The sequence below is a fragment of the Stieleria neptunia genome, from assembly GCF_007754155.1.
Taxonomy (GTDB): Bacteria; Planctomycetota; Planctomycetia; order Pirellulales; family Pirellulaceae; genus Stieleria; species Stieleria neptunia.
On record NZ_CP037423.1, the window covers coordinates 6,901,356 to 6,914,825 of the forward strand.

Sequence of the window (13,470 nt, forward strand, 5' to 3'; positions counted from 1 at the left end):
CGAGAATCGTTAATGTCGCGCCAACACGCATCCGATACGTAAACCAACGGACATCCAGTGCGCAATCACTGTGTGCCGTCGGTGTGCCGAGGGGGGCACATCCATTCGATGAACCGAACCCGGTTCATTGGGGCCGATATCACCGGGACCTAGGAACGCGGCATGCGTGTGAACAACGCGAAACTGACAAGCCAACACGGCGACCATTCCAAACGAATCGCAAAACGCGCGGTCCTGTTGGCGGTGTTGGTCGCGTCCGGCTCAACCGCCGGCGGTCAACAACCGCAGGGCGGGATGATTCAATCGCGTTTCTTTCACCAAAACAACGCTGCGCCCGGGATCGTCCGCGGCGGCGCACAGGTCGCAGCCCCGATGCCCGTGGGCGCGGTGCAGTCCAACCCCTTTGTGGCGCCCGGGCAGGCCTCGGCAACCCCCACCAACGGGCCGAATCAGTCACCGACAATGGCCGGCGGCCATGTGTCGATGGCCGCGTCCCCGGTGGGACGCGTGCGGCAAAACCCACAATTCCATGCCGCCGCAGCGACCGGCGTCAGCGACCAGCCGCTGATCGCGCTGGGATCCAACGCGGTTGCCTCCGCCACTCAAGTCGAGGCGTTTGACCGATTCGGGCCAGCCCCCGCCAATCGACCAGCTCCCGCCAATGCATTCGCCCAGCCCAGCCCAGCCGACCCAGGGCAACTGACTTGGGCGGAGAAAACCGCCTCCGTGAAGTCTCCGGCGCCGCTGGCGATCCCGACCGGTGCGGCCGCGCCGATCCGGTCCGCTATGTCATCCAATGCCGCGTCTCGGCTGACCGCCGGACACACCGCTCCGATCGGAGTCGCCGCCGAACAGGACTCGCGTGTCATTCCGGTGACCGACGCCCGCGACGCCCAGTCGCCGATCCAGGAAACGCAACCGATCTTCTTCACCCTGTCCGATGACACGGCCGAAGCCGGCGATGCGTTTACCAGCGAGTTCCAAGCCGAATCCGACGCCGAGACGGCGGCACCCCGCGGTTCGGTCGCGGCAACCCCAACGGCGGACCACGTTACCGAATCCACCAGTCCGGTTGAGCCGGTGGCGAAGACCGCGGTCGGTCCCGATGATGAATCGACAGCCAGCGTCCAGTCGCCAGCCAAATTGCCAGCCGAGCCGCCAGTCCAGACAGATCCGGAAACGGTTCCCGAGACATCCGAGCCCGAATCTTCGCAGCCGAAATCTTCGCAGCCCGCTACACCATCGGTTGCCGCCCAGACCCCGGTGAAACTCGCTCCGGCGGTGAATTTTGCGGCGGAAGTCTTGGCGCCCCTCCACGACAATCTGGACGACGGTGCCAAGACGTTGGACCGAACCGATGTCGATGCGGACCCGACCGACGACACCGGAATCGACGAATTGGTGGTCAGCAACCGAGCACGCGTTCCACCGACGACCAAGTCGCGTGTCTTGAACGCCGAACAGCACGTCGCAGCGAAAGCGGACTCGCACGTCCCGCTCCTGCTGCAGCGCAAGACGATCGCGATCGCGACTCCGCCGATCGAACTGCAATTTGCCGAAGACGACAACGCGGTGGTGCAGTCGGCGATCGACCCGATCCGCTTTGCAGCGGCGCCAGCGGCAAGCCAGGACGAGCGAGCAGCGGATCGGCCCACCACGGCCGCGAACAACGCGGGGAACGCAGGATCCACTGATGATGCGGAGCCGGCGTTGATCCCGAAAGCAGCCGTCGCGATCAGCTTGGAGCATCACTCGAAAACCGTCCCGGAATCTGCTCCGGTCGGCACGATCGCCGAACCGGACCGCGACGCGATGGAGAAACTTGCCAGACGCGATCCCGTTGCCCATCGAACTCCGCTGAGTCAGCCCACTGTCAGTCAGCCCACTGCCAGTCAGCCCGAACCGCTCCCGTTGCCGCCGCAGGCCACGGGGCATTCGATCGTGACCTCGGTGGCCCCCGGCATCGAACAGATCGGCACCGATGAAGCTCCGTTGATCGCGGCACCGGTCGCCGTCAATCCGTCGCGTGCAGCCGCGGCCCACACCGCGACCGTTCATCCGCCCAACCGGACCACACCGTCCAGCGTCCGCGCACAGCTCGCGTCGTCTCGCCATCGCATCGAGCGCCGATCGATCGAACCGGATCAGAAACGAATCGACGTGACGGTTCCCGATCCGAACGCGTCTCCGTCGCCGGGGGCTCCAACACAAGGCGGCGAAGGCAAACGCCCGGCGGTCGTTCTGCAACTCAAGCGTGCCCAAGTGCGATCGATGACGATCGGCGGTCGGGTGCGGCGATTCACCATCGAAAACAAGGACGTTTGTCAGGCATTCGCTTCCAGTGCCAACCAGATCAAATTGATCGGGACCGGCACGGGGCAGACCCAATTGACGATCTGGGCGGATGTCGCCGACGGCGAGCCGACACGCAAACAGACCTTTCAAATCGAGGTCGGCGAAGGCGTCGATGCGATCGGAGACAAGGTCGCGGGGCACACCGAGCTGCTGAACGATTCGATCGACCAAGCCTTTCCGACGGCCAGCGTTGTCGTGTCCCTTCGTGGCGGCGAGCTGATCGTCACCGGTCATTGCGACGACGAAGACACGGCGAAGCAAATCGTCCGGATGGTCCGCAAGAGTTGCCTCGTCCCCGTCCAAGACAACTTGAAAGTTCGATGATCGAAGCGGGACGGGATGCTCAGCTGCCCTGGGACGGGGCCGACACGCCCATCGCGATTCAACTTGATTCAGATACGTCACACTAACCACTGATCCTTTGCGGAACTGTTCCGCACCGATTACGTCAACGAGGTTCGACATGAACATCCCTCTGATCCACTCCGTCATCCGGCGTCACGCCGCAAGGGTTCTGGCGTTCGCCGCGGCCGCCATGATCGCCGGTAGCGGCTGCGTGGCTTGGGCGCAAACCGGATTGGTGGGCGCACTCGGTGGAGCCCCACAGTCGGCTTCGACGGGCGCCGCGATGTTCGGTCCGGAAACCAAGGTCGTTTCTGCAGCCGACGTCCGCACCGCGGCCGACGTCAGCCCCCGCGGGCTCGCACCAGGATCGATCTCACAAGCCATCGCCACCCACTCGGGGCCGGCAGGATCGGTCAACGCCGGCCGCGTCGCCCAAGTCGGCTTCGGCTGCCAAAGCTGTCAGCAAGGCTCCTGCAACGGATCATGCAACGGCTATGGGATGTCCGGCTACGGTGGTCAATCGATGGCGTGCGGCATCCCTTGCGATCCCTACTATTACGTGATCGTGGAAGCCATGTACATGGAACGCAACGGCGAGGACGGATTCAGCTTGACCCGCAACGCCCGGATGGACGACTTCGGATTCGAATGGGTTCCCCGGATCACGCTCGGAACCCTGCCGAACTGTGTCAACGGTTATGAATTCACCTTTGTCGGACCGACCGAATGGAACCGCAACCTGCGGGTCGTCGACACGAACATTCCCGGCAACATCGATTCGAACCTGTTCGACGGTGACGGCCCCGCGACCGTGGCCAATCCGCACCCGCAAAATTTTGACGGCACGTTTCTGGATCCGTTCGAAAACGCCAACCTGCAAACCCAGTACTACAACAGCGAGTACTGGAGTGCGGAATTGAACAAGACACTCGTCGGCTGGGATGTCGCCAAAGCGCTGTTCGGTGGCCGTGTGATTCGCGTCGAAGAAGATTACGGCTACGCGTCCCGAAAAGATGTCTTCGGGTCCAACTCGGATCTGACCGCCAGCACGCAGAACACGATGGCCGGGCTGCAACTCGGACTCGACCTGCTCTACCCGGTCACACAGCATGTCTACACCGACGTGCGACTGCGGGGTGGCGTTTACTACAACTTTGCCGACTCCGACGTGCGGCTCCGCAACCAAGGCGTCACGGTGCTCAGCAATAGTCGCGACGACGACGACTTCTCGGGCGTGTTTGACATCGGGCTGGGGCTTCGCTACCAGTTGGGAGAGATGCTGTCGATCCGCGGCGGCGGAGAATTGCTCTACATCACCAACACCGCCTTGGTGCCCGGCCAAGTCAAAGCGAACGTCACCAACGCACTGGGAACCCGCATCGACATGAACGACGGCCTGCTGTTCTACGGCGGATCCTTCGGCGTCGAACTGCGGTTCTAAACAACGCAGGGAAAATAAGTCGGATAGGCTTCCAGCTTCGATCAACGATTCACCCAGTAGCCGCCCGGTTCTCTCCACTTCGAGCAACATTCGAAATCGGGGGGGGATCTCGCGGCTATTTTTTTTGCTTCCCCGCGACTTTTTTCTGCAGCCAGTTCTGCACGCTCTGCTTGGATTCCTTTTGCTCTTCTGGCTCGGACGACAAGGCGACGTCGGCGGCCAATTTCTCCGGCTTGATCTCGCGTGCTTCGCCTCGCCCGATATCCCGCAAACATCGTGGGCAGGTGCGGGGCGGTTGGCTGATTCGGATCCCGCACGAGGGACAGTAATACTGAACCTCCTGGCGGACCGCCGCTTCAAACAGGCCGCCGACGTCACTGGCGGGGAACCACGCCGAGTCGTTCTTGCGCAAACGTGTCTCGGGTTTGATTTCACCCTTGCGGACCATCGACAATAATTCGCTCGGACGCAACGGTCCCACTTCCGTCTGAACGTTGCCTTCCATTCGCTGTAAAAACCAAGCCGTCACGGTTCGATTCGCTCCCTTGAAAGTCCCAGTTCGCTGTGCCGTTTAAAAGCACTGTGCCGTTTAAAAGCACTGTGCCGATCAAAAGCACATCGCCAGCGTCGTCTCTTGACTGATGTTCCAGTTTAGCAGAATCACGCGGCAGGCAGCAAAAAACGCAAGGCCTTGCGTTTTCGCTGCGTTTGGCGAGATAATGACACGCCGAATTTCTCGCCCTGCACCAACCGGTCGCCCATGCGCTGTCCATTTTGCCACCTCGACGAAGACCGTGTCCTGGACACCAGGACCGCCGAAGGCGGTTACATGATTCGCCGAAAACGGGTCTGCACCAATTGTAACCGTCGATTCGGGACGGTCGAAAAAATCGAGCAGTTGACGTTGCGCGTCGTCAAACGCGACCAAACCCGGGAACCCCTCGAACGCGAGAAAATCCGCCGCGGCATCGAACGGGCTTGCTCCAAACGCTCCGTCCCGAGCGACAAAATCGAACAGGTCGTGCAGAGCATCGAGACGCACATCTACCAAGAATACGAGACAGAGATCCCGGCCAAGGAGGTCGGCGAGATCGTCATGGCACACTTGGCGCGACTGGACGAAGTGGCCTACATCCGATTTGCTAGCGTCTATCAGGAGTTCCATTCGGCCGACGACTTCATCAACGAAGTCACCCGGCTGACGAAGCGACCGATCCGGAGCTGAGGCACAGGCGGGACGAGTGCAAGAGGTGTGGGATAGGCTTCCAGCCTGTCGGCGCGAAGAGACAGGCTGGAAGCCTCTCCCACAATGACCGGACTAGCGTTTGGAACGAGACTGCATCCACCAAGCGTACTCGTTGACGGTGATCGTGCCGTCTCGATCGGCATCGGCATCGGCGGGACTCATCAGCATCTTCTTCCATTCGCTGGCGACCAGCTTCTTGTCCCCGTTGGCATCGTAACGGCCGATGATCCGCTCGGCGTAACTGACCATTTTTTCATCGGGCGTCCCTACCGGGCCGCTGCTGGCGGAGGCGCTCTCGGGTGCGGAAGAGGTGGAGGCCATGGTGGTGGCCGTGGGCGCGCTGGCCCCCCGTTCGACCGCCTGGATGGCTTCCTCGGCGGTGATCACGCCATCGCGATTGAGATCCGATTGGAAGAACTCATTGACGGCATTGTCGTCCCATTTGCTGGCGAATTCGGCCATTTCGACCTGTCCATCCTGATTGGCATCCTTGTCGGTGAAGAACCCCGGCAGACCTTCGGGTTGCCGTTTTTCGCCGCTAACTCGGTAGGATTTCCGCCCGCCGTAGACGTCCGGCGGTTCGACATCGCCGCTGCGGTCACTCTCGCGGCGCCGGTTTCGATCGTCGTCACGTGCTTGTTCGGACGACTGACGGCGACGGGCGTAGCGGACGGCGAGTTCACCTTCGGTCAAGCGTCCGTCTTTGTTGCGGTCAAAATCCATCGGGTTGCCGGAGAACCGACTGGACAGCTCGTCCTTTTTCAACACGCCGTCGCGGTTGCGGTCGTAACGTCGGATCGCTTCCAGGGCTTGCTTGCGATCTTCATCGGTCACGATCACATCCATCATTTCCGCCGCCGGGCCGAATCCGGCCAGAATGGGCGGAGGTGCGTCGGTGCCAAACCCAGGCACCAGTAATTCGGGCGTCAATGAATCGTCATCGGACGAACCGCGGTTGCGGGACGAGTCATTGCCGCGTTGTTCCTGCATCTTCTTGAACGACTCGCTGACCCGTTTGATCGAAATCGGCTGGCCGGGTTTGATGCTGGGGTCGGACGACTGCATGCGTTGGATCAAAAACTGAGCCGGCCCCTGTTGCTCGTCGGGGTCGATGGTCCCATTTCCGTTGCGATCGAGCCGGCTGAGAAAGCTGCTGGGGTCAAACCCGCCGCCCGGGCCGCCACGTGAGCCTCCGCCGCGTGCACCACGATCACCGCCACCGCCACCAAAAGGACTGCCGCCGCCGGGACCGCCGCCGCCGCCACGAAAGCCTCCGCCGCCAGGGCCCCCACCGCCGCCAGGGCCTCCGCCGCCGCCACGAAAGCCACCGCCGCCAGGGCCTCCGCCCCCTCGGAAGCCCCCTCCGCCGTCTCCCCCGCGATCTCCGCCGCCACGCTGAGCCAGCGCGGACATCGGTTCGCCGAGAACGAAAACACAAAAGACCGCGAAAATCGTTGTTTTTAGAGTGTTCATATCGATGGAACCTCGGGCGGGGGCAAAGGTTCCGTCAGTGTAGCCAATCCGGGCCGATTCGCCTAAGAATGGGCGGAAAATCTGTTTTTGTTAGCGGTAGGGCGCCAGCCCTCCGGTCTTTCACGGTGTTTTTGAAGCGCGACCGGACGGCTCGCGCCGTTCCGCTAACACGCTGGAAGTTGATTGTTAGCGGCAGGGCGCCAGCCCTCCGGTTGAATCGCTACGGAGTAAACCGCAGCAGGGCGTAGTTCTTGCGGCCCTTGCGGAGCACCATCACGGTCTCGCTGGCCAAATCGGATTCGCCCAGGCGACGGTCCATGTCGGTCACCCGTTGATTGTTGATGTACGCCCCGCCCTCCTTGATCGTCCGGCGGGCTTCGCCGCCGCTCTTGGCCAGACCGGCTTGCTGCAGCGCCTCGACGACCCACAACCCGTCCCCGGCGAGCACGTCGCGGGCGAGTTCTTGGCTGGGGACATCGGCAAAGATTTCGTTGAGCATGGCATCGTCCATCGCTTCGATCTCGCCGCCGAACAGCGTCTTGCTGGCCTTCAGCGCCGCGTTCAAGCCTTCTTCGCCGTGCACGAACTGCGTCATCCACTGGGCCAAGCGTTTCTGGGCCGTGTTGCGTCCCGGGTCCGACGCGGTCACTTCGGCCAGCGAGTCGTATTCTTCCCGATCGATTTCCGTCAGGTAGGCGATGCATCGCATGACATCCTCGTCGCCGACGTTCAACCAGTATTGGTAGAACGCGTAGGGGCTGGTCCGCTGGCGATCCAGCCAGACCGCTCCGCTTTCGGTTTTCCCCATCTTGCGGCCGTCGCTGGTCGTCAGCAACGGGGCGGTCATGCCGAAGACCTGTTTGCCCAGCATGCGGCGGGCCAGGTCGATGCCCGCGGTCACGTTGCCCCACTGGTCGCTGCCGCCGGCTTGGATCAGGCAGCCGTGTTCGCGACACAGGTGCACAAAATCGTAGGCTTGCAGCAGCATGTAACTGAACTCGGTGTAGCTCAGTCCGGCTTCGCTGCCCAATCGGGCCCGGACGGACTCTTTGCCCATCATCACGCCGACGGGGAAATTCTTTCCGACGTCGCGGAGGAATTCCAGGTAGCTGTAGCCCTTCATCCAGTCGAAATTGTTCAACAGGATCGCCGCGTTGTCGCCTTCGAAGGAAAGGAACCGTCGCATCTGCGTTTCGATGCCGGCGATGTTGCGTTGCAGTTGTTCGGTCGACAGCAGGTTACGTTCTTCGCTTTTGCCGGTCGGGTCACCGATCATGCCGGTCGCGCCGCCGACCAGGGCGATCGGTCGGTGGCCGGCCTGTTGAAACCGCCGCAGCAACATCAACTGCATCATCGAACCGACATGCAGCGAAGTGGCGGTGGGGTCAAAGCCGATGTAGACCGTTTGGGGCTGCGAATCGAGCAGCTTTTGCAATCCCTGTTCGTCGGTGACTTGGTGGATCAAGCCGCGCCAACGCAGCTCTTGGATCAGGTCGTTCTCAGGCATGGTTGGATTCGTGTTGAGTTTTCAGGATCGCCTCGGCGACGATCAAGTCGTTGGGGTGGGTGATTTTGAGGTTGTCGGGCGATCCCGGGACCAACGCCACATGGACACCGATGCGGCCGACAAGTTCGGCATCGTCGGTCGCCGGTCGGCCGCGGTGTTTGGCGTAGGCGCGTTGCAGCACATCGAGCGCAAATACCTGGGGCGTCTGGGCCAGCCAAAGCGTACTGCGATCGATCGTCCGACACGACGCCCCCGCGTCCAGCGATTGCTTGACCGTCGCGGTGACCGGTGTGGCCAGGATCGCCGCTCCGGTGTGGTCCGCTTTGGCAAACACGGCGTCCAGATCGGCGCTGCGCACCAACGGCCGCGCCGCATCGTGAATGGCGATCAGTTGGACCGCCGCATCGCCGGCGACCCGATCGACACCGGCGCGGACACTGTCGGTTCGCTCGGCACCGCCGCACGCCAGTTCGATGCCCAGCGCGTCGACTTGCGAGGCAAACTCGCCTTCGAATCGCGGCCGGTCCTGATCCGAAATCGGCATCACGATCCGCGCGACCCGCCGATGGGCCCGCAACCGCTCCGCGGCGACCAGCCAAATGGGTCGGCCGGCCAGCAGCGCGAACAGCTTGTTTTCGTCCTGTCCGAATCGACGACCACTGCCCGCGGCCGGCAGGATCACCGCGACGTTTTTTGGAGAGGAGGACATACAAGCCTGCGTCACGCAAGAGGAATTGGCGAGTGCCTTGTCGGCGTTCAATTTTCGAGCCTGCGTTTGTCGAGCGGAAAACGGTATTCAGCCACCGTTGGTGTTTAGCCTTTAGGCGATTCCCTTTCGCTGCGACGCAGCGAAAGGGGCGGCTAAAACCTGCACACCAACGCCCGCGTCATTCGGGTCAGGTACCCTTCTTCGTGGCACCTACTTCCGCGCCGCTTCGTGTCGCAGTGGCACCCAGGCCGCGTTCTCTTGGCTGCTGGCGACGCACTGCTGGATGAAGAACATGCCTTCGACGCCGTCATAGCAATTGGTGTACACCGAATCGCGTCGCTCGAAGGTCTCCCCGCAGGCGCGTTTGGCCATGTCATCAAAGGCGGCATTGTAAACGTTGGCGAACGCTTCGAAAAACGCCTCGGGATGCCCGGCCGGGATCCGGCATGCGGCTCGGCCCATGGCGTTGATGTGCGCCGCTTTGGGATCACGGGTGTAGATTTGGTGCGGCTTGCCGTTGTGCCGCACGATCATCTCGTTGGGGTTTTCTTGTCTCCATTTCAAGGATCCCTTGGTGCCGTCGATTTCGATTTCAAAATCGTTTTCGCGGCCATGGGTGATTTGCGAGGCGGTGACCGAACCGAGCGCCCCGTTTTCGTAAGTGATGATCGCCGTTCCGTAGTCATCCAGGCGTCGACCGTCGACAAAGGTTTTGAGGTGACAGCTGACCTGGTCGGGCAACAAGCCGGTCATGAAGCGACCGAGGTTGTAGGCGTGGGTGGCGATGTCACCGAAGGCACCGGCGGCGCCGCTCTTGCTGGGGTCGGTCCGCCAAGCCGCTTGCTTGCTCTCCTGGTGCTCCATCGCTTCGACAAGCCAGCCCTGGATGTACTGGGACCGGATCGCGTTGATTTCACCGAGTTCACCGCTGAGAATCATCTCGCGGGCCTGGCGGATCATCGGGTAGCCGGTGTAGTTGTGCGAAAGCGCGAACACGACGTCGCTGGATTGGACGGTTTCGAGAAGCTGTTCGGCTTGGGCAAGATCGTAGGTCATCGGCTTGTCACAGACGACGTTGAATCCCGCTTTGACGGCCGCCTCGGCGACTTCGAAATGAACGTGATTGGGGGTGGCGATGCTGACGAAATCGATTCGCTCGTCGGCGGGCAATTTCAATTCCGCTTCCAGCATTTCCTGATAGCTGGTGTAGGCCCGAGTGTCCTCGATCCCGTAATCCGGTGCCGATGCTTTGGCCCGTTCGGGGTTGCTCGAAAGTGCCCCGGCGGTCAAAACCGCGCGATTGTCCAGGCAGGCGGCAATCGAATGGACTCGACCGATGAACGAGCCTTGTCCGCCACCGACCAGTGCCATGCGGAGTTTTCGATTCAGGGGTTCGTTCATGCCCATAGTTGATTGATTGACCTCGATGATGCGAAGGGAGACAATTTGAACAGGTTGTTGATTTCTCGCGTGGCCCGCAATCGTAAAGACCCGCCGGCTACCCTACAATTCCCCGTCCAGGCGTCGTGCCGGTTCGTTGTCCGGCGGCGGCGCTGTTGCTGTTTGATTAAACTGAACGTCCCGCGTCTGTCGCCAAATCCTCGCCGCACGGAGCAGAATTCCATGGTTGACCAACCCCAACAAGCTGATCCTCGATCGTTCGTTCGTCGTCGGGCGGTCCCCCTGCTGGCGGCCGCGACGTTGGCGTCCGTTTTCGTGGCGGCGTATTTCGCCGGCCAGACGCACGCGTTGCGACAGGCAAATTTAAACGCGTCCACCGCGGGTTCTCCCAGCGACCTGAGTTCTCCCAGCAGTCCGACGCTTCCCCCGGGATGGAAATTGCCGACCCTGGAGGCGACCGCATCGGCGTCCAGCGAAAAATTTTCGATGGCCACCGGATTCGTCAGTGACCGGGCCGAGGGCTTGTTCGTCCTGGACCACAACTCCGGCTTGCTGCAATGCTCGGTCATGTATCCCCGTCTCGGTCAATTCCTGGGCCTGTTCGTCGTCAACGTCCACGACGCCCTGGGAACGGGAAAAGGCGCCGAGTACATGATGATGACCGGAATGGTCGATATGCCCAGCAGCAACAACAATCCGTTAGCCTCCTCGGTGGTCTATGTCCTGAACACGACCACCGGGATCTACGCTTGTTATTACATCCCCTTCAATCGCACGATGATGAACGCCAACAAACCGCAACAAGGCAACTTGGTCTTGCTGGCAACCGGCAGTGCGGACCCGGTCGTGGACCGCGACGCGATTCGCTAGACGTTCCCTGGCTCGATACCCCAAAAGGACTTTCATTGGCTCACGGATTGAACCCGGCGCAAGCAGACGCCGTCGAGACACTTTCGGGTCCCCTGCTGGTCTTGGCCGGCGCCGGGACCGGAAAAACGCGGGTGGTGACGTTTCGCATCGCCAACCTGATCCGCCACGGAACGGCACCCGACCGGATCCTGGCGGTCACGTTTACCAACAAAGCCGCCGGCGAAATGAAGGAACGCGTCGGCGAGCTGCTGGGCTATGCCGGCAAACGAAAAAAGCGGGGCGAAAAACGCCCCGAACCGACCATCAGCACGTTCCACGCCCACTGCGTCCGCGTGCTTCGGCGACACGCCACGGCACTCGGTTATCCGGCCAAGTTTTCGATCTACGATCGCAGCGACCAGGAATCGCTGGCGCGCGAAATCCTCAGGCAACTGCGGCTTCCCGGTACGGCGCTCAAACCCGGCGACTTGCTGGGGATCATCAGCAACTGGAAAAACGATTCCGTCCACCCCGACCAAGCGCCCCTGGTTGCCGCGACCGACAAAGAGCACCTCGCCGCGGCAGGCTACCGCCGCTACCAGGAAGGCCTCAAGACGCGCGGCGCGATGGACTTTGATGACCTGTTGTTGCAGACCGAAGTCCTGTTCGACGAACATCCCGAGATCCGTGACGCCGAGGCGTCTAGGTTTGATCACGTGCTGGTCGACGAATACCAAGACACCAACGGCAGCCAGTACCGGATCACCAAACACCTGGCCGGCAAACACCGCAACCTGTGCGTCGTCGGTGACGATGACCAGTCCATCTATGCCTGGCGTGGGGCCGATGTGACCCACATTTTGAATTTCAAGAATGACTGGCCCGATGCGAAGATCGTTTGCCTGGAAGCGAACTATCGAAGTTGCGGTTCGATCCTGGAAATGGCTAACCGGCTGATCAAGTTCAACGCCACGCGTCACGACAAGGTCTTGCGTCCCTCGCGTCCCGACGGCATGCGGCCGCGGATCGCACAGCACAAGGACGAAACGAAAGAATCGCAATCGGTCGTCGGCGAAATCAAACACCTGATCGAAAACCAACACATCCAGCCACGCGACATCGCGATCCTGTTCCGCACCAACGAACAGCCCCGTCTGTTCGAAACCGAGCTGCGCAAGGCCGATGTCCCCTACGTGATGCTGGGAAGTCAGTCGTTTTTTGATCGACGCGAAGTCCGCGACATGGTGGCGTACCTGAAATGGATCGACCAACCCGACGACGAAGTCTCGTTGCTTCGCATCATCAACACCCCGTCGCGTGGGATGAGCCCCAAGAGCGTCAAGACGTTGATGGAACACGCCGTGGCCGACGGCGTTTCGATCTGGCAGGTGATGCAGCGGCGAGAGATCGTCGCGGACCTGTCCCCGGCCGCCCAACGCGGGGTCGCCGACCTGCAATCGGTCCATGCCGACGTCACCGCGCGGACCAAGAGCGATTCGTTGACGGCAGCCATGGAAACGCTGCTGACGCGGACGGCCTATGCCGATGAGATCAACCGACTGTATGACGAACCGGAAGACCGTCAAAATCGGATGGCATCACTCGGCGAAGTGGCCAACGCGATCGGAGCGTTTGAAGACAATCGCGAGGACGCCGACCTGACCGGTTTCCTGGCCGACATCGCGCTGTCGGGCCGTGAGATGGGAAATGAAAAAGACAAGCTGGCGATGCAAAACGCCGTTTGGTTGCTCACCCTGCACGCGGCCAAGGGGCTGGAGTTCCCGGTCGTCTACATGGTCGGCATGGAAGAAGGCTTGTTGCCACACTCGCGGAGCGTCAAATCGGGACGCGAAGAAGACATCGCCGAAGAGCGACGGTTGTGCTACGTCGGCATCACGCGTGCCCAAGAACAACTGACACTGTCGATGGCGCTGACGCGGCGAAAATGGGGTAAGCCACGCCCAACGATCCCCAGCCAATTTCTCTACGAAGTCACCGGCCAAGCGACCAACCCCCACCAGTTCCGCAAGCAGCGTAAAATGGCTGGTCGCTGATCACCGGTAGCCTCCGTGGAGGCCCGCATCGATGCCCCGATCGATCTGTCAGACGCGGCAAAAATTCAGATTCCGCGTTTGTCATAGACT

10 protein-coding genes are annotated in these 13,470 nt (G+C 61.5%); 5 read left to right on the forward strand and 5 right to left on the reverse strand.

Translation table 11 applies throughout. The features are described 5' to 3' along the window. Positions 1 to 162: 162 nt before the first annotated feature. Together Enr13x_RS24020 and Enr13x_RS24025 are read left to right on the forward strand one after the other, a co-directional pair. On the forward strand, positions 163 to 2,679 hold the full coding sequence (locus Enr13x_RS24020; RefSeq protein WP_145389375.1) for a pilus assembly protein N-terminal domain-containing protein: 2,517 nt from the start codon (positions 163 to 165) through the stop codon (positions 2,677 to 2,679). 139 nt (positions 2,680 to 2,818) lie between these two features. Further along, a complete protein-coding gene (locus Enr13x_RS24025) occupies positions 2,819 to 4,141 on the forward strand; it encodes a hypothetical protein (protein WP_145389376.1) in 1,323 nt (440 codons plus the stop codon). A 115-nt stretch (positions 4,142 to 4,256) separates the two neighbouring features. Here Enr13x_RS24025 and Enr13x_RS24030 read toward each other — a convergent pair whose 3' ends face one another. Further along, entirely contained in the window at positions 4,257 to 4,670 is a 414-nt protein-coding gene (locus Enr13x_RS24030) for a GYF domain-containing protein (protein WP_145389377.1), read from the reverse strand. A 231-nt stretch (positions 4,671 to 4,901) separates the two neighbouring features. Between Enr13x_RS24030 and nrdR the strand changes: the two genes are divergently transcribed. Then, on the forward strand, positions 4,902 to 5,366 hold the full coding sequence (gene nrdR / locus Enr13x_RS24035; RefSeq protein ID WP_145389378.1) for a transcriptional regulator NrdR: 465 nt from the start codon (positions 4,902 to 4,904) through the stop codon (positions 5,364 to 5,366). A gap of 93 nt (positions 5,367 to 5,459) precedes the next feature. Here the strand turns inward: nrdR and Enr13x_RS24040 are convergent, their stop codons facing one another. From Enr13x_RS24040 to Enr13x_RS24055, 4 genes are all read right to left on the reverse strand, one after another. Further along, complete coding sequence (locus Enr13x_RS24040) at positions 5,460 to 6,860, reverse strand: EF-hand domain-containing protein (RefSeq protein WP_231743747.1); 1,401 nt, start codon at positions 6,858 to 6,860, stop codon at positions 5,460 to 5,462. A gap of 220 nt (positions 6,861 to 7,080) precedes the next feature. After that, positions 7,081 to 8,367, reverse strand: coding sequence for a tyrosine--tRNA ligase (gene tyrS / locus Enr13x_RS24045; RefSeq protein WP_145389379.1), 1,287 nt, complete (start codon positions 8,365 to 8,367; stop codon positions 7,081 to 7,083). Further along, entirely contained in the window at positions 8,360 to 9,076 is a 717-nt protein-coding gene (gene ispD / locus Enr13x_RS24050) for a 2-C-methyl-D-erythritol 4-phosphate cytidylyltransferase (protein ID WP_231743748.1), read from the reverse strand. Before ispD ends, tyrS begins: the two co-directional genes overlap by 8 nt. Before the next feature lie 210 nt (positions 9,077 to 9,286). Then, positions 9,287 to 10,477 carry a Gfo/Idh/MocA family protein gene (locus Enr13x_RS24055; protein ID WP_231743749.1) on the reverse strand — a complete coding sequence of 397 codons (1,191 nt, stop codon included), beginning with the start codon at positions 10,475 to 10,477 and terminating at the stop codon, positions 9,287 to 9,289. A gap of 222 nt (positions 10,478 to 10,699) precedes the next feature. On the opposite strand from Enr13x_RS24055, the gene Enr13x_RS24060 reads away from it, so the two are divergent. Further along, entirely contained in the window at positions 10,700 to 11,347 is a 648-nt protein-coding gene (locus Enr13x_RS24060) for a hypothetical protein (RefSeq protein WP_145389380.1), read from the forward strand. A gap of 35 nt (positions 11,348 to 11,382) precedes the next feature. Further along, positions 11,383 to 13,380 carry an ATP-dependent helicase gene (locus Enr13x_RS24065; RefSeq protein ID WP_145389381.1) on the forward strand — a complete coding sequence of 666 codons (1,998 nt, stop codon included), beginning with the start codon at positions 11,383 to 11,385 and terminating at the stop codon, positions 13,378 to 13,380. Positions 13,381 to 13,470 lie beyond the last annotated feature (90 nt).

What these genes read in the sequence shown, in the direction of transcription:
- ispD (WP_231743748.1), bottom strand. Translation starts at nt 9,076, where the DNA reads ATGTCCTCCTCTCCAAAAAACGTCGCGGTGATCCTGCCGGCCGCGGGC.
- Enr13x_RS24055 (WP_231743749.1), bottom strand. Translation starts at nt 10,477, where the DNA reads ATGAACGAACCCCTGAATCGAAAACTCCGCATGGCACTGGTCGGTGGC.
- nrdR (WP_145389378.1), top strand. Translation starts at nt 4,902, where the DNA reads ATGCGCTGTCCATTTTGCCACCTCGACGAAGACCGTGTCCTGGACACC.
- Enr13x_RS24060 (WP_145389380.1), top strand. Translation starts at nt 10,700, where the DNA reads ATGGTTGACCAACCCCAACAAGCTGATCCTCGATCGTTCGTTCGTCGT.
- Enr13x_RS24040 (WP_231743747.1), bottom strand. Translation starts at nt 6,860, where the DNA reads ATGAACACTCTAAAAACAACGATTTTCGCGGTCTTTTGTGTTTTCGTT.
- Enr13x_RS24020 (WP_145389375.1), top strand. Translation starts at nt 163, where the DNA reads ATGCGTGTGAACAACGCGAAACTGACAAGCCAACACGGCGACCATTCC.
- tyrS (WP_145389379.1), bottom strand. Translation starts at nt 8,367, where the DNA reads ATGCCTGAGAACGACCTGATCCAAGAGCTGCGTTGGCGCGGCTTGATC.
- Enr13x_RS24025 (WP_145389376.1), top strand. Translation starts at nt 2,819, where the DNA reads ATGAACATCCCTCTGATCCACTCCGTCATCCGGCGTCACGCCGCAAGG.